Source organism: Novosphingobium sp. MMS21-SN21R, from assembly GCF_031846015.1.
Lineage (GTDB): Bacteria > Pseudomonadota > Alphaproteobacteria > Sphingomonadales > Sphingomonadaceae > Novosphingobium.
Genome location: NZ_JAVRDU010000001.1, coordinates 98,181 through 124,083, shown reverse-complemented (window position 1 = coordinate 124,083; position 25,903 = coordinate 98,181). Strand labels below are relative to the sequence as shown.

Below are 25,903 nucleotides of genomic sequence, written 5' to 3'. Positions count from 1 at the left end.
TACCTTTGTGGGCAGTGCCCTAAAACTCGCCGCCGGTGAGCCGCTGACAGATCAGATCCAGCTGATCGAGCGTTTTGTAGCGAATCGTCACCGCGCCGGTCGTAGGATCGGCATCGGCGTTGATCGTCACCCTGAGCCCGAGGAAATCCTCGAGATGCTGCTGGATCGCGGCAATGTCCGCCCCGCCTATCGGGTCTTTTGCCGCACGGGCCTGGCGCCGTCCCACTTCCGGCCGCACTGCCTTGCGCGCCAGTTTTTCGGCATCGCGCACCGACAGTCCCTTGGCAACGACATCGCGCGCAAGCGCCGACGGGTCCGGTGCATTTATCAGAGCGCGCGCGTGGCCCATCGACAGTTCTTCGCGCATGACCATATCGAGCACGTCGTCGGGCAGGCCGAGCAGTCGCATCATGTTCGCGACATGGCTGCGCGACTTGTCGACGAACTTGGCAATATCCTGCTGAGTCAGGCCCTCGCTGTCAGCAAGCCGCTGATAGGCGCGCGCTTCTTCAACGGGGTTGAGATCCTTGCGCTGCAGGTTCTCGATCAGCGCAAGTGCCGCAACTTCCCGCTCGTCGAGCTTGCGGATGATCGCGGGGATTTCGTGCACTTGCGCCTTCTGCGCCGCGCGCCAGCGCCGCTCGCCCGCCACCAACTGGTAGCGGTTCGGGCCGAGCGGGCGGACTATGACTGGCTGGATCACGCCGCGCGCAGCGATGGACTGCGCCAGCTCCTCTAGCGCGTCTTCATCGAAATGGCGGCGCGGCTGATCGGGGTGTGGTTCGATCGAGGCAACTGCAAGCATCGCGAGGCCGCCATCGCGCGGCACGGCAGGGGCATCCGCGCCCGATACCGAAATGCGGGCAATCGGCTCCTCACGGCGGACCTCCCCCATCAGCGCGCCCAGACCGCGACCGAGGCCGGTACGCCGCGCGGGCGCCTTTACTGCTTCCTCGCCGCTCATGCCGCAATTCTCCGTTCGGGCAGGCGCGCGATCAATTCGCGCGCGAGCTTCATGTAGGCCTGCGATCCGGGGCAGGCATGGTCATAGATCAGTGCTGGCAGCCCATGGCTCGGCGCTTCGGACAGCCGAACGTTGCGCGGGATGACCGCATCGAACACCAGATCGCGCAAGCATGAGCGAACATCGTCGGCAACCTGATCGGTCAGGCGATTGCGCCTGTCGAACATGGTCAGCACGATGCCGAGAATGCCGAGGTCGGGATTGAACCGTTCCTGCACCCGCTCGACCGTTTGCAGCAATTGGCTCAGGCCTTCCAAAGCGAAGAACTCGCACTGCAGCGGTACCAGAATGGAATCGGCTGCCGTCAGCGCATTGAGCGTCAGCAACCCCAACGAGGGCGGGCAATCGATCAGGCAGATTTCATGACCGGTATCTTCCGCCAGAACCTTGCGCAGACGGTGGGTGCGATCCTCGATGCTGACCAGTTCCACTTCCGCGCCGGAAAGGTCGACCGTGGCTGGCACGATGTCGAGATTCGGAATTCGTGTCGGGATAAGGCATGAAGATACTGCCGCTTGATCGATCAAGAGGTCATACGAAGACCGATCCCGTTCAGCCGCCGAGATGCCGATACCTGTCGAGCAGTTGCCTTGGGGATCGAGGTCGATCAACAGCGTCTTCCATCCCGTTGCGGCAAGCGCGGTGGCAATGTTGATCGCGGTGGTGGTCTTGCCCACCCCGCCCTTCTGGTTTGCAACGGCGATGGTAATCATGAACGCTTGCCTTTGCGGGACGAAGAACGGGTTTGCGGAGCGCCTCCCAGCAGGCGGCCGACGATGATCCCGGCAGCGGGATCCGTCAGCGATTGTTCCACGTGGAACAGATGGCGCCATGATTCGGATAGCATGTCCAGTTCATGCTGTGCGCCAGCCCCTTTCGGCAACAGCCAGACTGTGTCGGGTGTGGAAAAGCGTGCGGAAAGAGTCACGAGTTTGTCCAGCGGCGCGAACGCGCGTGCTGAAATCACGGCATGCGAATTGCTCGGCAGGTCCTCGACGCGTGACAAGACGACGCTCACATTGGCTAGTCCCAATGCATCGGTAGCGCGCTGAAGCCATTCAGTGCGCAAGCGACGGGAATCGACAAGCGTGACCGCCCGTTCCGGCTGGGTGGCGGCGATGACGAGGCCAGGAAACCCGGCACCTGTTCCAAGATCGAGCCACGCGCCGTCGGCCAGTGTTTCACGTGAAACATGGAGGAGTTGGGCCGAATCGATAATGTGGCGAACCCAAACGTGTGGCAGCGTTCCCTTCGCCACGAGGTTCTGACGCTCATTTTCCTCGAGCAGCAGTTCGACCAGCCTGGTCAGTCGCCTCATCACTGAGTCATCGGCGCCAAGCGTGTCACACAGCCACAACTTGGCATCGGCTTCGGTGATCACGGTCATGCAGCAATCCGGCGGCGGGCGTGAACGAGCAAGCTGGCTAGTGCCGCTGGGGTGATGCCGGGGATACGCCCAGCAGCGGCGAGCGTGTCCGGCTGAGCCTTGCTCAGGCGCTCGACCATTTCGCGCGAGAGGCCCGGGATGTCCGCAAAGGGAAAGCCATCACCCAAGGGGACGTTGTCGGAAGCGCGCAAGTCTCGCAGTTCGGCGTCTTGCCGGGCAAGGTAGGGTGCGTAAGCCGCATCCTCCTCGACTTCTTCGACCAGCATTGGGTCAAACGCTTCTTCGCCAATCCACGGCCTGATCGCATCCAGCGTGACTTCGGGAAACCGCAGCCACTCCATCAGTGGCCGCCGGGTTCCGTCAGCGCGAACCGGGATTCCCGAGCGATTGAGTTCGGTCGGCGTTGCGTCTTGCACCAGCTTGGCTTCCAGCCGCTCGCGCGCAGCAAGGCGGTCCTCGAACCAGCGGCGGCGTTCGGCAGCCACTGCGCCGACCGCCACGCCGATAGGCGTGAGGCGCGATGACGCATTGTTGGCGCGCAGCCGAAGGCGATACTCTGCACGAGCTGTGAGCATACGGTAGGGCTCGCTGACGCCGTGCAAGGTGAGGTCGTCCACCATCACAGCCATGTAGCTGTTCGCGCGGTCGAGGTCAGGTGCGTCTCTGCCGAGGACGTCGCAGGCCGCATGCATCCCGGCGACCAGGCCTTGCGCGGCGGCTTCCTCGTACCCGGTGGTGCCATTGATCTGGCCTGCGCAATAGAGGCCGGGCATTGCCTTCACCTCAAGGCTGCGGCGCAGCGCGCGCGGATCGATATGATCGTACTCCACGGCATAACCGGGCACCGTGATCTCGGCGCGTTCGAGGCCTTCCATCGAGTGAATCATGGCCACTTGCACGTCGGTCGGCAGTGAGGTGGAGATGCCGTTGGGGTAGACGGTGTGGTCGTCCAGACCTTCGGGCTCGAGGAAGACCTGATGACCGTCGCGGTCTCCGAAGCGATGTATCTTGTCCTCGATCGACGGGCAATAGCGCGGGCCTTGCGCGCCGATAGCGCCGCTGAACAAGGGTGAACGGTCAAGCCCGCCGCGAATGATATCGTGGGTGCGTGCATTGGTCCGGGCTATGGCACAGAAGATCTGAGGAAGCGGACGTGCTTTGGTCAGCGGTGACATCGTCCAGGGATCGGCATCGCTGGGTTGTTCGGGCAGCCGTGCCCAGTCGATCGTGCGACCGTCAATCCGGGGCGGAGTACCGGTCTTGAGCCGCGCCATGGGCAGGGCGGCATCACGCAACTGCCGGGCAAGCTTGTGCGCCGACTCTTCGCCGATGCGCCCGCCGTCCATACGCTCCTCGCCACGGAACAGCCGTCCGCCAAGGAAGGTGCCGGTGCAGAGCACGACAGCCCTGCCCTGCAGCGCCGTGCCGTCGGCGAGATCAACACCCGTTACGCGCCCGTGCTCGATGCGAAGCGCGGCAGCTTCACCTCCGACGACTTCAAGACCGGGCTGCGCTGCGATCATATGCTGGATCGCCGCCTTGAACCGCTTGCGGTCGGCCTGCACGCGCGGCCCCTGCACAGCACTGCCCTTCGAGCGATTGAGCATGCGGTAGTGGATAGCACCTGCATCTGCAGCGCGCGCGATCAGTCCGTCGAACGCGTCGACTTCGCGCACGAGGTGACCTTTGCCCAATCCGCCAATGGCGGGGTTGCAGCTCATGGCGCCGATGGTGCCGGGTTCGAACGAGACGAGGGCGGTCCGCGCGCCCATGCGGGCGGCGACCGCCGCTGCTTCGACGCCGGCATGTCCGCCGCCGACCACGATGATGTCGAATTCACGCATGAGTGGCGCAATAGTGGATTTGCGAGGCTCGGTCAAAGACGCGCGTGTTTCACGTGAAACACTATTTGCCGATGCAGAACCGGCCGAACAGGGTGTCGAGCATATCTTCCGTACCAGTCCGCCCGATAAGCGTGTCGAGCGACCGGCGCGCGAGGCGCAGATTCTCGGCAGCAAGGAGAGGGTCATGCTGGGCACGCGCTTCTGACAAGGCCGCGGCGACATCGGTCAACAGATTATGCTGCCGCCGGTTGAGCGCGGCGTCACCGGGTGCTGGAAGGGCAGCGCGGGCATGGTCGACTAGTGCTGCGCGAAGCTCTTCCATGCCCTCACCTGTGCGCGCTGAGAGGCGGATGGCTTGTTCCGACTTGGCCGCAGCCGAAGCCAGATCACATTGCGCGGCCACTTCCCACAAGGAGCGGCTTTCAGGACCAGCGCTTTCGGGGCCGAGCCACAGGATGAGATCGGCACGCTCAGCCGCAGCGCGGGCGCGGGCGATGCCGATGCGTTCGACATCCCCCGCTCCCTCGTCGCGCAGGCCGGCGGTGTCGACGAAGGTGAAAGGCACGCCGTCGATGGCGACCGATTGTGAGAGGACATCGCGCGTGGTGCCGGGTTCAGCGGCGGTGATCGCGGCTTCAGCTTCGACCAGCGCATTGAACAGCGTGGACTTTCCTGCGTTGGGCGGTCCGGCAAGGACGACGCGAAATCCCTCTTTCAGCGGTTCGGCGCGCGGACGGGCGAGCCAGGCTTCAAGGCTTTGGCAAAGCGCCGCGCAATCGGTGTCGAAGCCGGTAGGGAGAAGGCTCTCCCCTTCCCCGACATCGTCTTCGTCAGAGAAATCGAGCGCGGCTTCAAGCCGGGCGGAGATTGCCAGTACGGATCCTCGCCAGCGTTCGACCTCGCGTGACAGTGCGCCTTCGGCCATCGCCAGCGCGGCGCGGCGCTGCAACTCCGTTTCGGCAGAGAGCAGATCGGCGAGACCTTCCGCCTCTGCCAGATCGATCCGGCCATTGATGAAAGCGCGGCGGGTAAACTCGCCAGGCTGGGCGCGGCGTAGACCCGTGAGACGGCCAAGTGTGGCTTCGACTGCAGCAACGACCGCTCGCCCACCGTGAAGGTGCAGTTCGGCGCTGTCCTCGCCCGTTGCCGTGCCGGGGCCGGGAAGCCACAGGACCATGGTGCGATCGAGGTGGGTGCCGCTTTGCGGATCAGCCAATGTGGCAAGCGTTGCCCGGCGGGCCGGCGGGCATTTCCCTGCGAGCGCCGCCAGAGCACCACCGGCTTCCGGGCCGCTGATGCGGATGACGGCAATGCCGGCCGGTGGCTGGCCAGAGGAGAGGGCGTAGATCGTATCGGTCACGCGCCCTGCCCTACACGATCAACCCGGCGGCGTCAGTATCAGGCGTTCAGGCCTTGGGCTTCTTGCCGGAAAACGCGCTCATGCCGCCCTGCTCCATGAACTGCTGGAACATCTTGAGCCCCATCTCGCCCATCGGCGCGACCTGCTTCACATAGCCTTGCAGCTGTTCAATGCTGGTTACGCCCTGCATCGCCTTGGCAATGTTATCGACATAGACGTCGTTCGCCTTCGACACGTCGGGCAGGCCAAGGAAGCGGCGCGCTTCTTCCGGGGTGCAATCGACTTCCATGGTAACTTTCATTCCTGCATCCTTCGCTTCAAGCTTCGCACAAGAGTGTCATGCACGCTTGGCAAAGTCCATGCGTGGGGCCAAACTGCAGATCGACCAACAAATACAATGAGCAGGACCAAAGACCATGGGTGAGAAGATCACATTCCCGGCACTGGACGGCGAAGGCGATATTCCCGGTTATCTGGCAACCCCGGATGGGCCGGTGCGCGCTGCGATCATTGTCATTCCGGAAATTTTCGGCGTGAATCCCGGCATCCGGCACAAGTGCAAGGCCTGGGCTGACCTCGGCTACATGGCACTGGCACCCGACATCTTCTGGCGCTTTGCACCCGGAGTCGAACTCGATCCCGATGTGCCCGAACAGATGCAGGAGGCCTTTGGCTATTTCGGGCAATACGATCCGGACAAGGGCATCAAGGATATCGAGGCAGCAATCCGCTTCCTGCGCGGGTACGAAGGGATCGACAAGGTCGGGCTGGTCGGCTTCTGCCTTGGCGGGCGCATGGCCTACATGGCGGCGACGCGGACCGATATCGATGCCTCGGTCGGTTATTACGGCGTGATGATCGACCAGATGCTGGGTGAATCACACGCCATCGCCAATCCGCTGATGCTGCATATCCCGACTGCCGATCATTTTGTCTCACCCGAAGCGCAGGCGGCAATCCACGGCGGACTCGATCCGCATCCCAAGGTCACCTTGCATGACTATGACGGGCTTGATCACGGTTTTGCCGCAGAAATGGGCAATCGCCGGGACGAGGATGGCGCGGCCCTGGCAGACCGGCGGACGCGGGATTTCTTTGCGCAACATCTGGGGTGATGGCGTGGCGGCGTTGCGCGGGATCAATGCCCGCGCAGCCGCCCTGCCCCACAGTTTCGAGATCAACCACCTGACGGGAGACGCGGCATGAAACTGGGACTGGCGGCATGGCACCGCTATATGCTTGGCAGCGATCCTGAACTGCTTGAGGAGCTCGTCGCCGATGATGCGGTGTTCCACTCACCCGTGGTGCATACCCCGCAGGTGGGCCGCGACAAGGTGCTGATGTATCTCACTGCCGCCGGACAGGTCTTCGGCAACGGCACGTTCCGTTATGTACGTGAACTGGTCGACGGGCCGGAAGCCTGCCTTGAGTTCGAATGTGAGATGGACGGGATCATGGTCAACGGCATCGACCTGATCCGTTTCGATCTTGAAGGCCGCATCGTCGATTTCAAGGTCATGGTCCGGCCATTGAAAGCAATGAACAAGGTCTGGCAGCTCATGGCCGAGCAGATGGAAAACACCTGACCAAACAAAAACCCCCGGTTTGTGGCCGGGGGTTTTGTAACTCCATGATTTCGTTTTGAAATCAGCCCCGAAAATCAGCCGTCGTAATCGGCGCCGAGCGAGGTGTTGCGCACCGGCGCCGCAGCGGTGATGCGCAGGGCTTCGGCCGACTGCGACAGCGAGCCGATTTCATCGACTTCATCGTCATCGTCAGGCAGTACGCGCTGCAGTGACTGGATCACGTTTTCCTTGAGCACGGCCGGGCGGACGGTCTCTTCGGCGATTTCGCGCAGGGCGACGACCGGGTTCTTGTCGCGATCACGGTCGACGGTGAGTTCCGCACCGCCGGAGATCGCACGGGCGCGCTCTGCCGCCAGCAGGACGAGATCGAAACGGTTGGGAATCTTGTCGACGCAATCTTCGACGGTAACGCGCGCCATGCGGGCACTCCGATATACTGGAAAGACGGAAAGACCGGCAGCTAGGCCCGAGGTGTGGAAAAGTCAAGAAAATGAGGACAGGGCGGGATCGGCGCTACTCATCCGGTCCATAGGAATTGGCGCGCATGTCGTCGGGGGCAAGATCCGAGAAGCGGGTGATGCGCGCCTCGAACCGCAGGCGCACCTTGCCTGTCGAGCCGTGACGCTGTTTGGCCACGATCAGTTCGGCAAGGCCGAATACGCGCTCCATTTCCGCCTGCCATGCGGCGTGCGCCTCCTGCGTCTTGGCATCGTCGTTGCCTTGCGGAACCTTTGGCTCCTTGGACATGACGTAGTAGTCCTCGCGGAAGACGAACCACACCATATCGGCATCCTGCTCGATCGAGCCTGATTCGCGCAGATCGGAGAGCATCGGGCGCTTGTCGTCGCGCTGCTCGACAGCACGGCTGAGCTGCGAGAGCGCGATCACCGGGACCGAGAGTTCCTTGGCCAAGGTCTTGAGGCCGCGTGAAATTTCCGAGATTTCGTTGACACGGTTGTCGCTTGCGCGGCCCGACCCCTGCAGCAGTTGCAGGTAGTCGACGATGATCAACCCGATGTCGTGGCGGCGCTTGAGGCGGCGGGCGCGGGCGCGCAGGGCGCTGATCGAAAGCGCCGGGGTATCGTCGATGAACAGCGGCAGTTCGGCGAGCCGCTGGCTGGCGAACGATAGCTGCTGGAAATCCTCGCGGCTGATTCGGCCCATACGCAGCGATTCGGAACTGATGCCCGATTGCTCGGCCAGAATACGCGTGGCGAGCTGATCCGCGCTCATTTCCAGGCTGAAGAAGGCGACGGCGGCCCCGACCGAGTCCTTGACCGAGATACCGTCGGCCAGATCGCGGCGCAGGCGGTCTGCGGCATTGAATGCGATGTTGGTGACAAGCGAGGTCTTGCCCATGCCCGGGCGCCCGGCGAGGATGATAAGGTCCGAATCGTGCAGGCCGCCGATCTTCTCGTTGACCGATGTGAGGCCGGTGGTCTTGCCCGAGATGTGGCCGCCTGAAAGCAGCGCCTTCTCGATCATTTCGAGTGAGGCGCGGGTGGCCACGCTGAAGCTCTGTGCCTCGCTGCCGGTTTGCGCGCCTTCTGCCACGGCATAGAGCGCGGCTTCGGCCTTCTCGACCTGTTCGAGTGGCGCGACCGAATCGCTGGTGTCGAGCGCGCCTTCGACCAGATTGCGCCCGACCGTAATGAGCTCGCGCAGCAGGGCGAGATCGTAGATCTGCTCGGCCAGTTCGCGCGGGTTGAGCAGGCCCTGTCCGTCGGCGGTCAGTCGTGCGAGGTAGGCGGTGCCGCCCAGCTCCTTGAGCCCCTCGTCCGTCTCGAAATAGGGTTTGAGCGTGACCGGGGTGACCACGGCCTTGCGGTCGATAAGGGTGTGGATGCGCTCATAGACGCGGCCGTGGACGGCAGCGAAGAAATGGTCCGGTTTCAGCGGGGTCTGGAGTTCCTCGAGGATGCGGTTGTCGATCAGGACCGCGCCGAGAAACGCTGCCTCGGCCTCGACGTTGGACGGAAGGGTGCGAATCTCGGATGGTTCGCGGGAGAGGATGGCTTCGCTGGCTGACATGGGGTCCATTGTGCCCCACCCTGCCCGGCGCGGCAATCATGCGGGCCTGTGAATAGCGGGGATCGATTGGGCTTGACGCGCCTGTCCATGACCATTGCGGGCACTTCTCCCACCAAGCCCCTTGCCCGCGCGAGGCGCGTCTGCAAGACAGGTTGCCCATGGCCGACCCGCGCATCTCGCATATCGAGCTGGACGAAGCGACGATCATCTGGCGCAACGCCGATATCGAGCAGGAGCGCCGCGTCGCGATTTTCGACCTGATCGAGGAAAACACGTTCAAGCCTCTGCGCGCGGTCGAGGCCGGACACCAAGGGCCCTATCGGTTGAAGTTGTCGGTTGATGACGGGCGGCTGGTGCTTGCGGTTGCCGACGATGGCGGTGCGCCGCTCGAAACGGTCATTCTCGGCCTTGGCCGGTTCCGGCGCCCGATCCGCGAATATTTCGCGATCTGTGACAGCTATTATCAGGCTATCCGCAAGGCGACGGCAAACGAGATCGAGACGATCGACATGGCGCGGCGCGGCGTCCACAACGAAGCGGCAGAAATGCTGCTGGAGCGGCTGGAGGGCAAGATCGAAACCGATTTCCCCACCGCACGGCGGCTATTTACCCTGATCTGCGTGCTGCATATCAGGGGCTGAAACAAGAATCGGGACGCGCAAAAATCCATCATGGCGAAGAAACGGACAACGGCGCGCAGACGCCTGGCTGCAGCGTTGCTCTTGCTGGCATTCATCGCGGCAGGATTTGGCTGGTGGAAGGCGCGGACCTGGTTGCCAGACCGCGAATCCTATCCGGTGCAGGGCGTGTGGCTCAGCGATGACGATGGCACTATCGACTGGCGCTTGCTGCGCGCAGCCGGCGCGGATTTCGCCTACCTGACCGCTAGCGAAGGCACCTCTGTGCGCGACGCCAAATTTGGCGAAGGGGCCGAGGCCGCACGAGGACGAGGGATGCAGGTCGGCGCAGTCCACGTCTATGATCTGTGCGCGCCTGCCGAGGCGCAGGCCGCTAATTTCGTGACGGTCGTGCCGCGCGACAAGGATCTGCTGCCGCCTGCGATTGCGCTCGACATCGATTCGCGTACCTGCCCCGAAGCACCTGGCGAGGCGCAGATGCAGAGCGAACTGACCACGTTCCTCAACCAAGTGGAAAAGCACGCTGAAAAGCCGGTGATCCTGATGGTGTCGAAGGGGCTCGAAAAGCAGTATCATCTGGCCGCCATGATCGACCGCAATATCTGGGTTTCGCAGGATTACCTCGAACCGGGCTATGCCGGGAGGCCATGGGTAATGTGGACCGCCAGCCACCGCCTGCGGCTGACCGCCGCGCCAGGACCGCTGCGCTGGGTGGTGGTGCAGCAATGACCGACCTTCTCGCTGATCGCCGCGAGGCCCTGATCGCCGCAGCCCGCATTGCCATGGACACGGCTTATGCGCCTTACTCCGGCTTCCATGTCGGCGCGGCGCTGCTGTTCGACGATGGTGCCATCGTGACCGGGGCGAATGTCGAGAACGCCAGCTACGGTCTATCGCTTTGCGCGGAAACTGTGGCCTGTTCCATCGCTACTCATGCCGGACGGCGCGGCGGATTGCTGGCCGTGGCGGTGCTGGGCGGCACGGGTGGGCGTGTCGATGCGGCCATCAGCCCGTGCGGTCGGTGCCGGCAGGTCCTGAACGAATTGGCCGCGCTTGGCGGCACCGATCCGCTGGTGATCTGCGTGGGCGAACACGAAGTGGTGGAAATGCGCCTGTCGGTGCTATTGCCCAATGCGTTCGGTCCGGCCAATCTGGCCTGAAGGACTTCTGGGGATCTGATTTGGCCATTCTTTCCGACAAGTGGATTCGCGAACAGGCGCTGAGTACCGGCATGATCGAGCCGTTCGTCGAGAACCAGCGCCGCGACGGCTGCATCAGCTATGGACTGTCATCCTATGGCTATGACGCGCGCGTGGCCGACGAGTTCAAGATCTTCACCAATGTCGATTCGGCAGTGGTCGATCCGAAGAATTTCGACGGGGCGAGCCTGGTCGACCGCAAGACCGACTGCTGCGTTATTCCGCCCAACTCCTTCGCTTTGGCGCGGACAGTGGAATACTTCCGCATTCCGCGCGACGTGCTGGTGATCTGCCTCGGCAAGAGCACTTACGCGCGCTGCGGTATTATCGTGAACGTAACCCCGCTCGAACCCGGCTGGGAAGGCCACGTCACGCTGGAATTTTCCAACACGACCCCCCTGCCCGCGAAGATCTACGCCAACGAAGGCGCATGCCAGTTCCTGTTTCTGCAGGGGAACGAGCCGTGCGAGGTCAGCTATGCCGACCGTGCGGGCAAGTACATGGGCCAGCGCGGTGTGACCCTGCCGAAACTGTAGGACCAGGCTCTAACGCCGGGTCAGGCAGCGGCGGCGTAGGCGTCGGATTCGGCAGCGATCAGGATGTCGGCGAGCATCCAGTAGGCTTCGCCCCAGGCACCCAGCACTTCGTCTGTGGCGACATCGGCGCCCAATACGTCGCGGATCGCGGGAAGCAGCGCTTCGGCAACATACGGGTAATGCTCGGCTTTCACGCCGGTTTCGACATGGCGGGCGACCATGCGCTGCACGGCGGGGCCAAGGTTCTCGAGCTTGTCGATGTTTTTCGCATAAGCAAGGATCGCTCCTGCGAGGCGGCGAGGCTGCTCTCCGCTCTCCTGCGCTGCCTGATCGAACATCGCCTTCACATCTGCGTTCCGGAAAAGCCGCGCGTACATCGCCGTGGTGATGGCGACACCATGCTTTTCGATGGCGGGCGCAGTGGCCTTGACGATGGTTTTGGCTTGTTCGGAAGCAACGCGCATGGGTGATCTCCAATCCGGTAATTTATATACCGGTATTTTATCTGCTTGATTCAGGCAAGCGGAAATTCGATCTAGGACCGATGCAACTGACCCAGCACACCGATTTCGGCCTGCGCCTGCTGATCGTGCTTGCCCGCAAGAATGGCGCGGTTTCGCTGCCTGCCTTCTCCGCGCAGCAGGGATTGAGCTATCACCATGTCGCCAAGGTGGCGCAGGCGCTTATCCGTGAAGGCCTTGCCACATCGCAACGCGGGCGCAGCGGAGGGATCGCCCTCGCGCGCCCCGCAGCGGACATCCGCGTGGGCGAAGTCGTGCGAAAGCTTGAGCGCGGTTTGCGTCTGGCCGATTGTGCGAGTTGTGCGCTCAAGGCCGATTGTGCGCTGAGCAGCGTACTCGCCGAAGCGCTCGAAGCGTTTCTGGCGGTGCTCGACCGCTATTCGCTCGCCGATGTGGCCCGCGAAGGTGTGCCAGCTTTTGCGCCTTGGGCCATGGCCCTGCCCTTGCCCGGCTGCGCGGTTACGGAGCTTTCCTGAGCGCGTTGACGCAAGCTGCACGATCAACTTCGCGGCCATCCCCACGGCGCGCATCGACATAGGTCGCCGTCGCGCGGTTGCTGCCGGGCTGGGGGTAAAGATAGATGTCGAGAATGCAGGCGGGACCGGTCCACTGCAGCTTGCGCGCATCGTCCTCGATCACGTCGAGCCGGGGCGTACCGAACTGGCGACCAAGCTGAAGCGCGTCGGCGCCGATCACGTTCTCGAGCCCGGGAATCATCTGGACTTGCGCCGACGGTTTGATGACGGGCGCGGGCCGCGGCACCGTGGTGCGAACGGGCGGCGGAGCGGAGCGCACGGGCAACTTGCCACCGGAAGATGCGCCGCCACCACCGCAAGAAGCGAGCAGCAGGGCGGTCAGGGTCACAGCGGCGCGGGAAAGTAGCGTGTTCACTCTCGCGGGATGGAGCGCCCGCACGCGGTGGTCAACGGCGAAGCGCACCACCTGCCGCATTGAGGCGTCGGCCCGGCGCTTGCCGTTGGTAGTGGTTGGGCCGGCGGTGTCTGGCCCGTGCTTGCTGCATCCTTGCGAAGCGGCTAGGCGGGCCGCTGATTTTCAGCCCAACCGGAGCCAGCCTGCATGTCCGCACCGCATTACGACGTCATCGCCATCGGAAACGCCATCGTTGACGTTATGGCACCGTGCGATGACGCCGACATTGTAAGGCTGGGCCTTGCCAAGGGGGGGATGACGCTGGTCGATACCGACCGTGCGCGTGAACTCTATGACGCGATGGGTCCGGCACGCGAGATTTCGGGCGGGTCTGCAGCCAATACGCTGGCGGGCCTTGCAGCCCTCGGTGCGAAGTGTGCGTTCATCGGGCAAGTGGCGGACGATCAGCTTGGCGACGTGTTCGCCCACGATGTCCGCGCTGGCGGCATCGCGTTCGATACGGCGACCCGCGCGGGCGATCCGCCGACCGGGCGCTGCCTGATCTTCGTCACGCCCGATGGCCAGCGCACGATGAACACCTTCCTCGGCGCCTCTCAATTCCTGCCCGCCGCCGCGCTTGACGAGACCGTGATTGCTGCGGCGAGCGTGCTCTATCTCGAAGGCTACCTGTGGGACCCCGAAGAGCCGCGCAGCGCAATGCGCCGCGCCATTGCCGCCGCGCGCAGCGCCGGGCGAAAGGTCGCCTTCACCTTGTCCGACGCCTTCGTGATCTCGCGCCATGGTGACGATTTCCGCGCGTTGATCGAAGCGGGCGAAATCGACATCCTCTTTGCCAACGAACACGAACTCGCCGCCCTGACCGGTATCGAGGATTTCCACGCCGGCCTCGAACAATTGGCCGCCAAAGTGCCGACCGTGGTGGTCACACGCAGCGAAAATGGTGCCCATGCGGCGAGCGGGACAGAGCGCGCGCACGTCCCTGCAGAGCCCATCGCCAAAGTCGTCGACACTACCGGCGCAGGCGACCTCTTCGCCGCCGGTTTCCTGTTCGGTCACGTGCGCGGCCGCCCGCTAGCCGAATGTCTGACGCTCGGCGCGATCTGCGCCGCCGAGATTATTTCGCACTATGGCGCACGTCCCGAAGCGGACCTCACGCAATTGGTAGCAGCTCGGCTGGGTTGAGACCGCCTACCGCGCCATAAAGACTTCGATCTCTTCCACTGTGCGCGGGATGCCGGTGCTCAGGCGTTCGGCGCCGGTGGCGGTGACGAGGTAGAGGTCCTCGATGCGGATGCCCTGATTGGCTTGCTGGTTGTAAAGGCCCGGCTCGATCGTCAGCACCGCGCCCGCGGGCAAGGGCTTGGTGTAATCGCCCGCGTCGTGGACATCGAGGCCGACGAAATGGCCGAGGCCGTGGGTGAATTCGTCGATGCGCCCTGCCTTGCGGAACACGGCATTGGCTGCCTCGGTCATGTCTTCGTGGATCACGCCGGCTTTCAGCATCTTCGCGGCTGCATCCTGCGCGGCGAGGACCAGTTCGTAGTCGGCGCGCTGAGCTGGGGTGAACTTGCCCGAGGCGGGGAAGGTGCGGGTGACATCGCAGGCGTAAGTCCCGACAGAGGCGGCAGCGTCGATCAGCACCAGATCCTGCGCGCCGATCACCGCGGTGCCGTGGGCATAGTGGAGTGATGCGGCATTGCGACCAGTGGCGACGATGGAATCGTAGGACAGCCCTTCGCCGCCGCCATCGCGGAAACCGGCCTCCAGGATCGCGGTGAGCTGACGCTCGGTCATGCCCGGACGGACCGCTTTCATCGCAGCGAGGTGTCCTGCCTTGGTGGCGGCGGTGGCGCGGCGCATCAGGTCCAGTTCGCGTGGCTCCTTTACCGTGCGCAGGGCAGGGATCAGGGCGCTCTGGTCCTTGAGCGTGCAGCCCGGAACCCGCGCCATGACCCGGCTGTAAAGATCGAGCGCGGGCGGCACCGGGCTGCCCGCACTGGCAATCGGCCCCATGAAATGCAGGGTGTGGCTGCGCGCGGCAATGCCGGTGACGAGTGCATCGAGCGCGGAAACACGGCGAACGCGCTGGATGCCGGTGCGCGCCTCGATCTGCGATCCCAGTGGCAGGCGTTCGACGTCCCAGCGCTCGGTCTCGATGTCGCGCGATGGCAGGAGCAGGAATTCGCGGTAGGTGCGCTCGGCGGGCGCGAGCACAAGCACCGCGCCCGGTTCGTCGACTATGCCGGTGAGCCAGGCGAAATCACCGCTTTGATAGAACGGCGGGCTGACAGGACCACTGGTGGAGCCGCGCTGCGCGCCATGGATCAAAGCCACGCCGTCCTTGAGCGTCGCCATCAGACGGGCGCGGCGTTCACGGTAGACGTCAGGCGGGAAGGGGAGGGTGCCTGATGGTGTGGCGAAACCCGCTGGCGGCAGTATTTGCGCGCGCACGCTGATCGACAGCACGGTGCTGGCAGCGGCTCCTGCAAGGAGCGAGCGGCGGTTCAGATGCATGGCAGTCCCCTTTTTCCCAGAACCTAGATGGTTTCAGATGAAAGGGGAGCAGGAAATCGACGAACGACGTTGGAGAGTGCGCCCTTGGCGTCCGCCAAGGGCTTTCTTGAACCAATACATCAACCCTGCTGGATATAGACCCGCATTGCGTCGGCTTCGGCCTCGATCTTGTCAATGCGGTGCTTCACCAGATCGCCAATCGAAACGAAGGCGACCATCTTGTCGCCTTCGACCACGGGCAAGTGGCGGAAGCGGCGCTGGGTCATCAGGGCGAGGGCTTCGAGCACGGTGGTCTGCGGGGTGATGGTGATGACCGGTGCGGTCATCATGTCGCGCACTTTCATGTGCAGCGCGGCTTCGCCGTGCTTGTGCAGGCAGCGCATCATGTCGCGTTCGGAAAAGATGCCGGCTACCGCGCTCTGCCCGTCGCGCACCGGAAGCGCCCCGATCCTGTGCTCCGCCATCTGGGCTACTGCATCAGACACGTTGTCATCAGCGTTGCAGCTCCACACTTCACCGCGTCCGGCAATGACCTGGGCAATCGTCATGGCATCCTCCATTCGGTTCGCGGACGCTGCGTCCTGGCCCACGGGCCTTTAGACATCTTGCGTTCCGCCGGTCTCCCGAAAGGATCATGACACCGAACGGGCCATTGCGAAAGCGTTTGCCTGCACCATTTTCGAGGCGCAATGGACCACCCATCATGACCGGCCGATCCCCTCTCGACGACCCCGCAAACGCCAGCTTTGCCTGGGCGCGTTATCGCAAGATCATGAAGTGGATGGCGGCGTTCACCGCTGCGGTCGTGGCGCTCGTTCTGGCGGTGATGTATCAGGTGGTCGGCTTCGTCTCGATTCATTTCTACATCGCCACCGCGCTGGGCCTTGGCCTGGCGATGCTGTTGATGGCCGCGCTGATGGGGCTGGTGTTCCTTTCGAGCGGCACGGGCCATGACGAATCCATCGAGGACCCGCTGGAGGATGAGCGCAACTGGTAAGGGGCGTTGAGTCTTGCGCGCGCCATGCCTATCTAGGGAGCATGTCCGAAACCGTCGTCTCGCTCGCCCCCAGTGCCGCTGCCCGCGTCGCCACGATCGCTGCCAAGCAGGGCGCGCCCGCGATCCTGCGGCTGTCGGTCGAAGGCGGGGGCTGTTCGGGCTTCCAGTACAAGTTCGGCCTCGCCGATGCGACTGACGAAGGTGATACCGTGGCCGAGACCGATGGCGTGCGGCTGGTCGTCGATGAGGTGAGCTTGGGCCTGCTCGAGGGCAGCGTGGTCGAATATGTCGAATCGCTGGGCGGCGCGGCTTTTCGCGTCACCAATCCGCAAGCGGCCTCTGGCTGCGGCTGCGGCGCCAGCTTCGCCATATGATCAAGGTCGCCTCGTTCAACATCAACGGGATCAAGGCGCGGCTGCCCCGCCTGCTCGAATGGCTTGAGGAAACCCGCCCCAGCGTCGCCTGCCTGCAGGAGATCAAGACGCAGGACGAAGGCTTCCCTTTCGCCGACTTCGAGAAGATCGGCTATCACGCGATCTGGCATGGCCAGAAGGGCTTCAACGGCGTTGCCATTCTGGCCGATGGGGTAAAGCCGGTCGAAGCGCAGCGCGGGCTTCCGGGTGATCCCGATGACGATCACTCCCGCTATCTGGAGGCCGATGTCTTCGGCCTGCGCGTGGTGTGCATCTACCTGCCAAACGGCAACCCGCAGCCCGGTCCCAAGTTCGATTACAAGCTGCGCTGGATGGAACGGCTGCGCACGCGCATGACCGAACTAGCCGCGCAGGAAGTGCCCGTGCTGGTGATCGGCGATTACAACGTGATCCCGGAGGACAAGGACACCTATTCGGTCCGCGCCATGGCCAGCGATGCGTTGATGCAACCAGAATCGCGCGATGCCTATCGCCGCCTGCTCAACGATGGCTGGACCGATGCGATCGACCTGTTCAATCCGCAAGGCGGGGTGTGGACATTCTGGGATTACCAGGCAGGCGCCTGGCAGCGCGATCACGGCTTCCGCATCGATCACGCGCTGCTCTCGCCCGATCTTGCCGACCGGCTGATCGCGGCAGGTGTCGACAAGGAGTACCGCGGGCGGGAAAAGGCCAGCGATCACGCGCCGGTCTGGGTCAACTTGCGCGACTGACAACGGTTTGTCGCAGTTGCGAAACGCTTTGCGGAAATCATATCGGCATGAACGCGGCCCTGTGCATGGCGTCACTGCGCGTTAAGGCAGACTCTGTCATGAGGGCTGCCAAGCAACTGACACCTGTTCTGAAAGTGATTCGATGGGCCTGTTCAAGCCTGATTTCTTCCGCTCGCTGGCCTTCGGTTTCCTGATGGGTACGGCCGTGATGGGCATGACCGTTGGCGCAACCGCGCTGGCCTCGACCAGCGAAACCGAGCAGGTCTCCCGCTAAGATGAACCGCACGCTCCTCGCCGTCCTGACTGCGGTGGGGGTCGTTACCGCATCGTGCCAGCAGCCTGCACTTGCCGAAGGCGTGATGGCCACGCCGGATGCAGCGGTGAAAGCCACCGAAACGCCCGGCAAGAAGGTCGCCGTCTTTGCGGGTGGCTGCTTCTGGGGCATCGAGGCTGTGTTCAGCCACATGAAGGGCGTGACCAGCGTTGTCTCGGGCTATCACGGCGGCGCAAAGAAGGACGCGAGTTACGATCAGGTTGGCGGCGGCGATACCGGCCATGCCGAGGCTGTCCGCGTCACGTACGATCCGGCCAAGGTCCGCTACGACCAGTTGCTGCGCGTGTTCTTCGCCGTCGGTGCCAATCCTACGCAACTGAACTATCAGGGGCCGGACCACGGCACGCAGTACCGCAACGCGCTGGTGCCGACCGACAAGGAGCAGGCGCGCGTCGCGGCAGGGTATCTCGCGCAGCTCAAACGGCTCGATTTGTGGAAGCGTCCGCTCGTGACGGCGGTCGAGCCCTACAAGGCGTTCTATCCTGCCGAGAGCTATCATCAGGACTTCATGGCCAACAATCCCGACCATGGTTACATCCGTCGCTGGGATGCGCCGAAGGTCGAGGCGCTGCGGCGCATGTTCCCGGACCTTTACAAGCCCGCCTTCACGCGGAACTGATTTGCGCTTCACTGCGCCCGACCCTATCTAGGGCCTATGTCGGGACATCATCATCACCACGATTTTGCGGGCGAGAAGCTTGTATCTGCCGCGCGTGCTGCGCTGGTCGATGCCGGTGAACAGTGGACTGACATGCGGGCCGATGTGTTCGAGGCGCTGGCTGCGCGCGAAAAGCCGGCGTCCGCCTACGACATCGCCGAGAGCGTCGGCACGCGGCGCGGCAAGCGGGTCGCGGCCAATTCGGTCTACCGCATCCTCGACCTGTTCGTGCGCACCAATCTTGCCCGCAGGGTCGAAAGCGCAAACGCCTATGTCGCCAACAGCCACCCCGGTTGCCGCCACGACTGCATTTTCCTGATTTGCGATGTCTGCGGATCGGCGGTCCATATCGATGACGACCGCCTGACCGGCGCACTGCGCAGCGCGGCGCAAGGTGCCGGCTTTGCCGAAGTGCGCCCGGTGGTCGAGATTCGCGGCCATTGCGCCGAGTGCGCCAAGGGCGAATTGCTGTAGCGCCATCGTCGTTGTCGGCTAAGCTGACCTTCTCTTGCGGGGGGAGGGATTTCATGCACGAACAACGGCACATGCCGACACGGCGCCAATTCGTGGCGGTCATTTCCGGCAACGCGCTGGAATTCTACGATTTCCTGAGCTTCAGCTTCTTCGCGGTGAACCTGTCGCGGGTCATGTTTCCGGCAGGCGCACCGGGCAGCGCATTGCTGCTCACCCTGATGACCGCAGGCGCCGGCTTTGGTGCCCGGCCTCTGGGTGCGATCCTGTTCGGGCTGCTGGGTGACCGGATCGGGCGGCGACCGACCATGCTCGCCACGTTTGCGCTCATGGGAACAAGCGCGGTGGGCCTTGCCCTGACGCCTGACTATGCGGCGATTGGCATGGCTGCGCCGGTCATGGTCGTCGTGTTCCGCCTGTTGCAGGGACTGGCGGCTGGCGGCGATGTCGGGCCAACCACCGCGTTTCTGGCCGAAAGCGCCCCGCCCGAACGGCGTGGCATGCTGATCGCGCTGCAACTGGCGGCGATGCGGATCGGCGTGCTGGCAAGCGGGCTCGTCGGCCTTGCCTTGGCGAGCACGCTAACCCCGGCGCAACTTGACGCCTATGGCTGGCGCATCGCCTTCGGCATTGGTGCGGGGATCGTGCCGCTGGCATTCATCCTGCGCCGCCGTCTCGATGAAACGCTGCATTTGCCCGAGCGCGGGCCGCATGTCGTGACCGAATTGAACCTGCGCGCTTATGCTGCTGCCTTGCTCGGTGTGGCAGGGTTTCTGCTTGCCGGAGCTGCTGGCGATTTCCTGTTCGTCTATGCCGTGACCTTCCTCAAAATTCCGGTCACCAACGGCTACCTTCTCCAGATGGCGGCCGCCGCAACGCAGATCGTCGGTCTTGTCGCAGGGGGCTGGCTGGGCGACCGGATCGGACGGCGGCGCGTGAACCTCGGGGCTGCCCTTGCTGCAGCCGTGGTTTCGCTGCCGCTGTTCCGCTGGGGCATCGCGGGCGGAACGCTTGGCCAGCTCGCGCTTGCAGTGGCGGTGCTCTTGCTTCTCGCGACGATTTCAGGCGCAGTCGCCTATGCCTCGTTTGTCGAAACCACGCCGAAGCGGCACCGGGCAGGGCTTGTCGGTATCGGCTATGGCGTGATCGTGGCGCTTACGTTCGGCGTTACGCCGGTATTGCTGACGCGCTACATCACGCGCACCGGAGATGTCGCAGCGCCCGGCTATGCTTTTGTCGTGGCGGCGGTCCTGTTGATTGTTTCGGCGCTGACGCTACCCGAAACCAGCCCCCGGTCCATTGGGAAGCAGGGCAGCGCTTGATCGCGTTCGACAGCGTGCGCGCATGCGTGTAAGGGCGGTCGGATGAGTTACGACCCGGCAACACCGTTGCTCGACACGGTAAATACCCCCGCAGACCTTCGCAAGCTCGCGCCGACGCAGCTCCGGCAGCTGTCGGACGAACTGCGCGCCGAGATGATTTCCGCCGTCGGATCGACCGGCGGACACCTTGGCTCGGGCCTTGGCGTCGTCGAACTGACCGTGGCGATCCACTACGTGTTCAATACGCCGGACGACAAGCTGGTGTGGGACGTCGGCCACCAAGCCTATCCGCACAAGATCCTGACCGGGCGGCGCGACCGTATCCGGACGCTGCGGCAGAGCGGGGGTCTCTCGGGCTTCACCAAGCGCAGCGAGAGCGAATACGACCCGTTCGGCACCGCGCATTCCTCCACTTCGATCTCGGCGGCGCTGGGCTTTGCCATTGCCAACAAGCTGACCGACCGCCCCGGCAAGGGCATCGCGGTGATTGGCGACGGCGCGATGAGCGCCGGCATGGCCTATGAGGCGATGAACAACGCGCAAGGCGCGGGCAATCGCCTGATCGTGATCCTCAACGACAACGACATGTCGATTGCGCCTCCTGTGGGCGGGCTCTCGGCCTATCTCGCGCGGCTCGTATCGTCGCGCCCGTTCCTCAGCTTGCGTGACATTGCCCGGCGCCTGTCGCGCAAGTTGCCGCGCCCCTTGCATGAAGCGGCGCGAAAGACCGATGAATTCGCGCGCGGCATGGCAATGGGCGGCACTTTGTTCGAGGAACTGGGCTTCTACTATGTCGGCCCCATCGACGGGCACAACATTGACCAGCTGATCCCGGTGCTCGAAAACGTCCGAGACGCAGCTGAAGGCCCGTGCCTGATCCATGTGGTCACGCAAAAGGGCAAGGGCTATGGCCCGGCCGAGGCCGCTGCCGACAAGTATCACGGCGTGCAGAAGTTCGACGTGATCACCGGCGAGCAGGTCAAGGCCAAGGCGTCTGCGCCTGCCTATCAGAATGTGTTCGGCGAAACGCTGGCCACGCTTGCCGAGAGTGATCCGCGCATTTGTGCGATCACCGCCGCCATGCCGAGCGGTACCGGCGTCGACAAGTTCGCCAAGGCGCACCCCGAGCGCACGTTCGACGTGGGCATTGCGGAACAGCACGCGGTGACCTTTGCAGCGGGCCTTGCGGCAGAAGGCATGCGCCCGTTCTGCGCAATCTATTCGACCTTCCTCCAGCGCGCGTTCGACCAGGTCGTGCACGATGTGGCGATCCAGAACCTGCCCGTTCGTTTCGCAATCGACCGCGCCGGTCTGGTCGGTGCCGATGGCGCCACGCACGCAGGGTCATTCGATGTGACCTACCTCGCCACGCTGCCCAACATGGTGGTCATGGCTGCGGCTGACGAGGCCGAACTGGTACACATGACTTATACTGCCGCGCTCCATGACAGTGGACCGATTGCGTTCCGCTATCCGCGCGGCAACGGTACCGGGGTGGCGCTGCCCGCTGCGCCTGAACGTCTGGAAATCGGCAAGGGCCGCATCGTCCGGCAAGGCAGCAAGGTGGCGCTGCTATCGCTCGGCACGCGTCTGGCCGAAGCGCTGAAAGCGGCGGACCTGCTTGAGGCCAAGGGGCTTTCAACCACGGTTGCCGACTTGCGTTTTGCCAAGCCGCTCGATGAGGCGTTGATCCGTCACCTGATGGCCACGCATGAAGTGATCGTCACGGTCGAAGAAGGCTCAATCGGGGGTCTGGGCGCGCATGTATTGACCATGGCTAGTGACGAAGGCCTGACCGATGCTGGCCTCAAGATCCGCACGATGCGCCTGCCCGATCTGTTCCAGGACCATGATTCGCCTGACAAGCAATACGACGAGGCCGGCCTCAATGCGCCGCAGATCGTGGATACTGTGCTGAAGGCGCTGCGCCACAACAGCGCAGGGGTTAGTGAAGCGCGGGCCTGAAGCTAGCTTGCGCGGCTGGTCTTGTAGGCATTTGCTGCGCGGCGGATGTGGGTGTTGGCGATGGCGCCTGCCCACGCTTCGTCGCGCACGGCAAAGGCGCTGACCAGATCGCGGTGATCGCGCTGGCTCTGCTGCATGTCGGCCCGCGAATATTGCTCGGCTGTGCGATGCACGACGATCTGGCTGACGACGAAGCGGAGAAGTTGCCCGAGCCGTTCGGACTGGGCGGCGGCGAGGATCACGGCGTGAAACCGGCGGTTGCCTTCGACGAAGCCCGAGACGTCAGGCTCGCCGTTCTGGCTGATGGCCTTGTCGATGAAGTCGCAGTGCGTGCGCAACGCGGCAATCTGATCGTCGCTGATCAGGCGTGCGGCCCGGGCTGCGCAATGACTTTCGAGCATGGCGCGCAGGGTGAACAGTTCTTCCTCGTCCTCGTCCGACCAGACTGGCACGAATACGCGATTGGTGTCCGATCGCTGGAGCAGCATCTCCGAAACGAGTTCGGCTATCGCCTCGCGCACCGGCGTGCGCGAAAGGCCGCAGAACTGTGCGAATTCGTCTTCGGTAACAAATCCGCCAGCAGGGAAATGGCCCGAAAGGATGCCGGAGCGGATCTTGCGATAGGCGTCCTGCGAGGCTTTTGACACTGACCCTCCTTGAAAGCGGGAAAGCGGCGCCAACCGCCTCTCTCCCGCCCCCTTATACCAACGTTGTCAGAACGAAGCGCCCACTTCCACCCCGATCAGGCGGCGCGCGCCCGGGGTGATGAACGAACCGCCGAATTCGATCGCCGGAATGGCCTCGGCGATGAACTTGCGGTCGAACAGGTTGTCGGCAAACACCGCGATGCGGTAGCGGTCGGTCGTGATGCCCGCACGCACGTTCATCACCCCGAAGGCCTCGCGCTTGGCCACATCATAGCGTGCGTTGCCGACGAAGCCTGGAAGCGCCAGCGCCGAGATCGGCAGGAGGCCCGAGAACAGTGTGGGGCGCTCCTGATCCTGCACCGAATGGAACCAGGTCGGCCCGGTGATGCGGTAGTCGGCGCGGAACAGCAGCTTGGCGCTGTCTGATAGCGGCGCAGTGATCTCGCTGCCAAGGTTGATCGTCCAGTCGGCAGTATAGGGCGACTTGTTGCCGACGGTGTAAGGGCGCGAGCTGTTCTTCTTGATTTCGCTGTCGGTCACGTTGAACGAACCGAACACTTTCCACCCATCGACGATCTTGCCGGTGAGGTTCAGTTCGGCGCCCTTCACGTCCACCCGGTCGATGTTCGACACCACGCGGAGCAGGCCGAAGCTGCCGACGAAAAATTCGAAGAACTGCATGTCGGTCACGCGGGTGTAGTACCCGGCGATGTCATAAGTGATGCGCCCGTCCACCACCTCGCCCTTGATCCCGGCCTCGAACGCGCTCGATTTTTCCTTGCGGTACTGGTCATCGATGGTGACGCCCGCATTGATGAACTGGTTGAAGTTCGCATTCACCACGGCTGAAGAGCCCTGGTTGTTGAACCCGCCCGATTTGAAGCCGATGCCCCAGTTGGCATAGATGTTGAGCGCGTTGCTCGGGTGGAAGCTGAGCGTCACCTTGGGCTGAAGCTGCTTGAACGTGGCGTTCTGCGGCTTGAACGCGCCGAACGCGAGGCCAGGATTGATCGGCCCGCCGGTGAAGGGGTCGAGAACGTTAGGCACCAGCGAACTGGAAGCACGATCCTCGATGTCATAGCGCAGCGCGATGCCGCCGGTGAACACGTCCGACGGTTTCCACTCGGTCGCGCCGAATGCCGCATAGACATTGGTCCGGAACTTGTCGGCCAGCAGCAGCGAGGTCGGGTTGGCGCTATTGGGCGCGTTATAGAGCTGCTTGATCACGCCCTGACCGGTGTCCGCGCCCAGGCTGACTCCGGTCTTGCGGTCGATATGCAGGAAGTAAGCGCCAAGCTGCCAGGTGAGCGGGCCGTCATCGTTGGAGAGCAGGCGGACTTCGGTGCTGAAGTCCTTCTGCTGGCGCAACTGGTACTGCGTGCCGTCGCATGTCGTCGGGCTGTAGGGTCCGAAAGTTGAGCCGGTAGCGGGCGCGAAGATGAACGGGACCGGGATCTGGCCGATGAAGCCGGGCGCGTTGACCGGGAAGCCGGTGAGCGCGGCGGTGCTGGAAAAGCAGCTGGCGACCGAACTACCGACCGCCGGATCGGCGCTGCCGATGTAGCGCGCAAAATCGGCCGAGGTGCCATCTGCGACGAGGTCCTGCTTAACGTCGGAATAGAGCGCCCAGGCGACGACCTTCATGCCACCCGCAAACTCGTGATCGAGCTTGGCCGAGGCATCGAAGCTCTTCTGGTCGTTGGTGGCGCGGATGTTGTTGTAGAAGGCAAAGGGGTGCTTGTTGATGTCCTCGTAGAACGCGCCGCCGAACAGCGGGAGGTGGAAACTGGCGTTGAACGGCAGTGATGCGCCGTGAAATTCGGCATAGCGCGCCTTGAGATCAAGCTGGGTCGAGGTGCCCTGTCCGAGCATGAAGCGCCCGTCGACCGCCCAGTTCTTCTTGTCATCCACGGTCTTGGAATTGTTCAGGAACGTGTTGCGCCAGAAGCCGTCGGTGGTGAAGTAATAGCCCGACAGGACGAACCCGGCATTGTCGCCCAATGGCCCGGCGATGTGCGCGGTCGCTTCGTAAGTGGCCTCGTTGGCATAGGATGCGCGCATCCCGCCGGTCAGCGTATCGGTCGGCTTCTGGGTCTGCAGCACGATCGCGCCTGCTGCGGCGTTGCGGCCATAGAGCGCGCCCTGCGGGCCTTTGAGGATTTCAACCTGCGTCAGCGTGCCCTGCGGCTGATTGAGCTGCGCGGTGTTGGTCTTGAGGATGCCGTCGACGACCAGCGCGACCGAGCTTTCGGCGTCGCGAGCACCGTTGATGCCGCGAATGTTGATCTGGGTGTCGCCCGCCTCGGCGGTGCCGGTGACGATGGTAACGCCCGGCGTGAGCTGCGCGAAGTCTTCGGCCTTGGTCGCGCCGGTGTTCTGCAGCGCGGCGGCAGTCAGCACCGAGATCGAGGCAGGAACGTCCTGCAACCGTTCATTCTGGCGGCGGGCGGTGACGATGATGGTTTCACCGCCTTCATCGGAGACGGCACTATCTTGCGCTGCGTCCTGCGCGAAGGCGGGAGCTGAGGCGGCGAGCAGAAGCCCCATCGCCGATGATGAAACGAGCAAACGGCTGGCACGCATTCTCAAACCTCCCTGTTGGTTCGATAACGTTGATATGGTGACGACGAAATTCCGGCTGCGTGCGCTGGCAGGCGCTTGTGACCCCCTTGACGCACGCTTGAGACATGTGCAGCTTATTGTATACAAAGCCAGCCGGTCAAGGCCGATAAATTCCCGCACTATTGGGCATGTTTCGGAAAAATCATGGGTGGCGACATATATTTTTGAATACCAACTGGCGAGAGCAATGAACCCGAAACAGCTTCCCT

30 protein-coding genes are annotated in these 25,903 nt (G+C 63.5%); 16 read left to right on the top strand and 14 right to left on the bottom strand.

The features are described from left to right. Positions 1 to 19: 19 nt before the first annotated feature. The 6 genes from RM192_RS00620 to RM192_RS00595 form a co-directional block, all read right to left on the bottom strand. Positions 20 to 964 (bottom strand): ParB/RepB/Spo0J family partition protein, encoded by a 945-nt coding sequence (locus RM192_RS00620; RefSeq protein ID WP_311505571.1) that lies wholly within the window; start codon positions 962 to 964, stop codon positions 20 to 22. Further along, entirely contained in the window at positions 961 to 1,737 is a 777-nt protein-coding gene (locus tag RM192_RS00615; RefSeq protein ID WP_311505569.1) for an AAA family ATPase, read from the bottom strand. Before RM192_RS00615 ends, RM192_RS00620 begins: the two co-directional genes overlap by 4 nt. Beyond that, positions 1,734 to 2,411, bottom strand: coding sequence for a 16S rRNA (guanine(527)-N(7))-methyltransferase RsmG (gene rsmG / locus RM192_RS00610; RefSeq protein ID WP_311505568.1), 678 nt, complete (start codon positions 2,409 to 2,411; stop codon positions 1,734 to 1,736). The genes RM192_RS00615 and rsmG overlap by 4 nt, the downstream gene beginning before the upstream one ends. Continuing rightward, the gene (mnmG, locus tag RM192_RS00605) at positions 2,408 to 4,255 is read right to left on the bottom strand and encodes a tRNA uridine-5-carboxymethylaminomethyl(34) synthesis enzyme MnmG (RefSeq protein WP_311505567.1); all 1,848 of its coding nucleotides are present in this window, start codon (positions 4,253 to 4,255) and stop codon (positions 2,408 to 2,410) included. Before mnmG ends, rsmG begins: the two co-directional genes overlap by 4 nt. A 61-nt stretch (positions 4,256 to 4,316) precedes the next feature. Next, positions 4,317 to 5,615, bottom strand: a complete 1,299-nt coding sequence (mnmE, locus tag RM192_RS00600; protein ID WP_311505566.1) for a tRNA uridine-5-carboxymethylaminomethyl(34) synthesis GTPase MnmE — start codon at positions 5,613 to 5,615, stop codon at positions 4,317 to 4,319. A gap of 46 nt (positions 5,616 to 5,661) precedes the next feature. Continuing rightward, a complete protein-coding gene (locus tag RM192_RS00595; protein ID WP_311505565.1) occupies positions 5,662 to 5,916 on the bottom strand; it encodes a DUF6489 family protein in 255 nt (84 codons plus the stop codon). A gap of 115 nt (positions 5,917 to 6,031) precedes the next feature. Between RM192_RS00595 and RM192_RS00590 the strand changes: the two genes are divergently transcribed. Together RM192_RS00590 and RM192_RS00585 are read left to right on the top strand one after the other, a co-directional pair. Continuing rightward, positions 6,032 to 6,730, top strand: coding sequence for a dienelactone hydrolase family protein (locus tag RM192_RS00590; protein ID WP_311505564.1), 699 nt, complete (start codon positions 6,032 to 6,034; stop codon positions 6,728 to 6,730). A gap of 87 nt (positions 6,731 to 6,817) precedes the next feature. After that, complete coding sequence (locus RM192_RS00585) at positions 6,818 to 7,201, top strand: nuclear transport factor 2 family protein (protein ID WP_311505563.1); 384 nt, start codon at positions 6,818 to 6,820, stop codon at positions 7,199 to 7,201. A 74-nt stretch (positions 7,202 to 7,275) separates the two neighbouring features. Here the strand turns inward: RM192_RS00585 and rpoZ are convergent, their stop codons facing one another. Continuing rightward, positions 7,276 to 7,620, bottom strand: coding sequence for a DNA-directed RNA polymerase subunit omega (gene rpoZ, locus RM192_RS00580; protein WP_311505562.1), 345 nt, complete (start codon positions 7,618 to 7,620; stop codon positions 7,276 to 7,278). A gap of 94 nt (positions 7,621 to 7,714) precedes the next feature. After that, on the bottom strand, positions 7,715 to 9,232 hold the full coding sequence (locus RM192_RS00575) for a replicative DNA helicase (protein ID WP_311505561.1): 1,518 nt from the start codon (positions 9,230 to 9,232) through the stop codon (positions 7,715 to 7,717). Positions 9,233 to 9,390: 158 nt separating this feature from the next. On the opposite strand from RM192_RS00575, the gene RM192_RS00570 reads away from it, so the two are divergent. Genes RM192_RS00570 through dcd form a run of 4 tightly spaced genes read left to right on the top strand, consistent with a single transcriptional unit; the run spans position 9,391 to position 11,605 of the window. Further along, entirely contained in the window at positions 9,391 to 9,873 is a 483-nt protein-coding gene (locus tag RM192_RS00570) for a UPF0262 family protein (RefSeq protein WP_311505560.1), read from the top strand. A gap of 30 nt (positions 9,874 to 9,903) precedes the next feature. After that, the gene (locus RM192_RS00565) at positions 9,904 to 10,599 is read left to right on the top strand and encodes a glycoside hydrolase family 25 protein (protein WP_311505559.1); all 696 of its coding nucleotides are present in this window, start codon (positions 9,904 to 9,906) and stop codon (positions 10,597 to 10,599) included. Then, positions 10,596 to 11,030, top strand: coding sequence for a cytidine deaminase (locus tag RM192_RS00560; protein ID WP_311505557.1), 435 nt, complete (start codon positions 10,596 to 10,598; stop codon positions 11,028 to 11,030). The genes RM192_RS00565 and RM192_RS00560 overlap by 4 nt, the downstream gene beginning before the upstream one ends. Positions 11,031 to 11,050: 20 nt before the next feature. Continuing rightward, positions 11,051 to 11,605, top strand: coding sequence for a dCTP deaminase (gene dcd / locus RM192_RS00555; RefSeq protein ID WP_311505556.1), 555 nt, complete (start codon positions 11,051 to 11,053; stop codon positions 11,603 to 11,605). Between the two features lie 20 nt (positions 11,606 to 11,625). On the opposite strand, the gene RM192_RS00550 is transcribed toward dcd, so the two are convergent. Beyond that, on the bottom strand, positions 11,626 to 12,069 hold the full coding sequence (locus RM192_RS00550) for a globin domain-containing protein (protein ID WP_311505555.1): 444 nt from the start codon (positions 12,067 to 12,069) through the stop codon (positions 11,626 to 11,628). Positions 12,070 to 12,149: 80 nt separating this feature from the next. Here RM192_RS00550 and RM192_RS00545 point away from each other — a divergent pair, with 80 nt between their 5' ends. After that, positions 12,150 to 12,602 carry an Rrf2 family transcriptional regulator gene (locus RM192_RS00545; RefSeq protein WP_311505553.1) on the top strand — a complete coding sequence of 151 codons (453 nt, stop codon included), beginning with the start codon at positions 12,150 to 12,152 and terminating at the stop codon, positions 12,600 to 12,602. On the opposite strand, the gene RM192_RS00540 is transcribed toward RM192_RS00545, so the two are convergent. Beyond that, on the bottom strand, positions 12,586 to 13,017 hold the full coding sequence (locus RM192_RS00540) for a hypothetical protein (protein ID WP_311505552.1): 432 nt from the start codon (positions 13,015 to 13,017) through the stop codon (positions 12,586 to 12,588). The two genes, RM192_RS00545 and RM192_RS00540, sit on opposite strands and share 17 nt — an antisense overlap. A gap of 186 nt (positions 13,018 to 13,203) precedes the next feature. On the opposite strand from RM192_RS00540, the gene RM192_RS00535 reads away from it, so the two are divergent. Beyond that, entirely contained in the window at positions 13,204 to 14,199 is a 996-nt protein-coding gene (locus tag RM192_RS00535) for an adenosine kinase (protein ID WP_311505551.1), read from the top strand. Positions 14,200 to 14,205: 6 nt separating this feature from the next. Here RM192_RS00535 and RM192_RS00530 read toward each other — a convergent pair whose 3' ends face one another. Both RM192_RS00530 and RM192_RS00525 read right to left on the bottom strand, forming a co-directional pair. Beyond that, a complete protein-coding gene (locus RM192_RS00530; protein ID WP_311505550.1) occupies positions 14,206 to 15,531 on the bottom strand; it encodes an aminopeptidase P family protein in 1,326 nt (441 codons plus the stop codon). Positions 15,532 to 15,650: 119 nt separating this feature from the next. After that, positions 15,651 to 16,079: a CBS domain-containing protein gene (locus RM192_RS00525; RefSeq protein ID WP_311505549.1), complete on the bottom strand. Its 429-nt coding sequence runs from the start codon at positions 16,077 to 16,079 to the stop codon at positions 15,651 to 15,653. A gap of 155 nt (positions 16,080 to 16,234) precedes the next feature. Here RM192_RS00525 and RM192_RS00520 point away from each other — a divergent pair, with 155 nt between their 5' ends. From RM192_RS00520 to dxs, 8 genes are all read left to right on the top strand, one after another. Continuing rightward, positions 16,235 to 16,528 (top strand): hypothetical protein, encoded by a 294-nt coding sequence (locus tag RM192_RS00520; RefSeq protein WP_311505548.1) that lies wholly within the window; start codon positions 16,235 to 16,237, stop codon positions 16,526 to 16,528. Positions 16,529 to 16,569: 41 nt separating this feature from the next. After that, complete coding sequence (locus RM192_RS00515; protein WP_311505547.1) at positions 16,570 to 16,902, top strand: iron-sulfur cluster assembly accessory protein; 333 nt, start codon at positions 16,570 to 16,572, stop codon at positions 16,900 to 16,902. Next, the gene (gene xth / locus RM192_RS00510) at positions 16,899 to 17,675 is read left to right on the top strand and encodes an exodeoxyribonuclease III (protein ID WP_311505546.1); all 777 of its coding nucleotides are present in this window, start codon (positions 16,899 to 16,901) and stop codon (positions 17,673 to 17,675) included. The genes RM192_RS00515 and xth overlap by 4 nt, the downstream gene beginning before the upstream one ends. Before the next feature lie 142 nt (positions 17,676 to 17,817). Continuing rightward, on the top strand, positions 17,818 to 17,949 hold the full coding sequence (locus tag RM192_RS00505; protein WP_311505545.1) for a hypothetical protein: 132 nt from the start codon (positions 17,818 to 17,820) through the stop codon (positions 17,947 to 17,949). Between the two features lies 1 nt (position 17,950). Continuing rightward, a complete protein-coding gene (gene msrA / locus RM192_RS00500; RefSeq protein ID WP_311505544.1) occupies positions 17,951 to 18,628 on the top strand; it encodes a peptide-methionine (S)-S-oxide reductase MsrA in 678 nt (225 codons plus the stop codon). 36 nt (positions 18,629 to 18,664) lie between these two features. Further along, the gene (locus RM192_RS00495) at positions 18,665 to 19,141 is read left to right on the top strand and encodes a transcriptional repressor (protein ID WP_311505543.1); all 477 of its coding nucleotides are present in this window, start codon (positions 18,665 to 18,667) and stop codon (positions 19,139 to 19,141) included. A 71-nt stretch (positions 19,142 to 19,212) separates the two neighbouring features. Continuing rightward, entirely contained in the window at positions 19,213 to 20,460 is a 1,248-nt protein-coding gene (locus tag RM192_RS00490; protein ID WP_311505542.1) for an MFS transporter, read from the top strand. 42 nt (positions 20,461 to 20,502) lie between these two features. Further along, on the top strand, positions 20,503 to 22,425 hold the full coding sequence (gene dxs / locus RM192_RS00485; protein ID WP_311505541.1) for a 1-deoxy-D-xylulose-5-phosphate synthase: 1,923 nt from the start codon (positions 20,503 to 20,505) through the stop codon (positions 22,423 to 22,425). A 2-nt stretch (positions 22,426 to 22,427) separates the two neighbouring features. On the opposite strand, the gene RM192_RS00480 is transcribed toward dxs, so the two are convergent. Next, the gene (locus tag RM192_RS00480) at positions 22,428 to 23,072 is read right to left on the bottom strand and encodes a GntR family transcriptional regulator (protein ID WP_311505539.1); all 645 of its coding nucleotides are present in this window, start codon (positions 23,070 to 23,072) and stop codon (positions 22,428 to 22,430) included. A gap of 66 nt (positions 23,073 to 23,138) precedes the next feature. Beyond that, complete coding sequence (locus RM192_RS00475) at positions 23,139 to 25,655, bottom strand: TonB-dependent receptor (RefSeq protein WP_311505538.1); 2,517 nt, start codon at positions 25,653 to 25,655, stop codon at positions 23,139 to 23,141. Positions 25,656 to 25,903 lie beyond the last annotated feature (248 nt).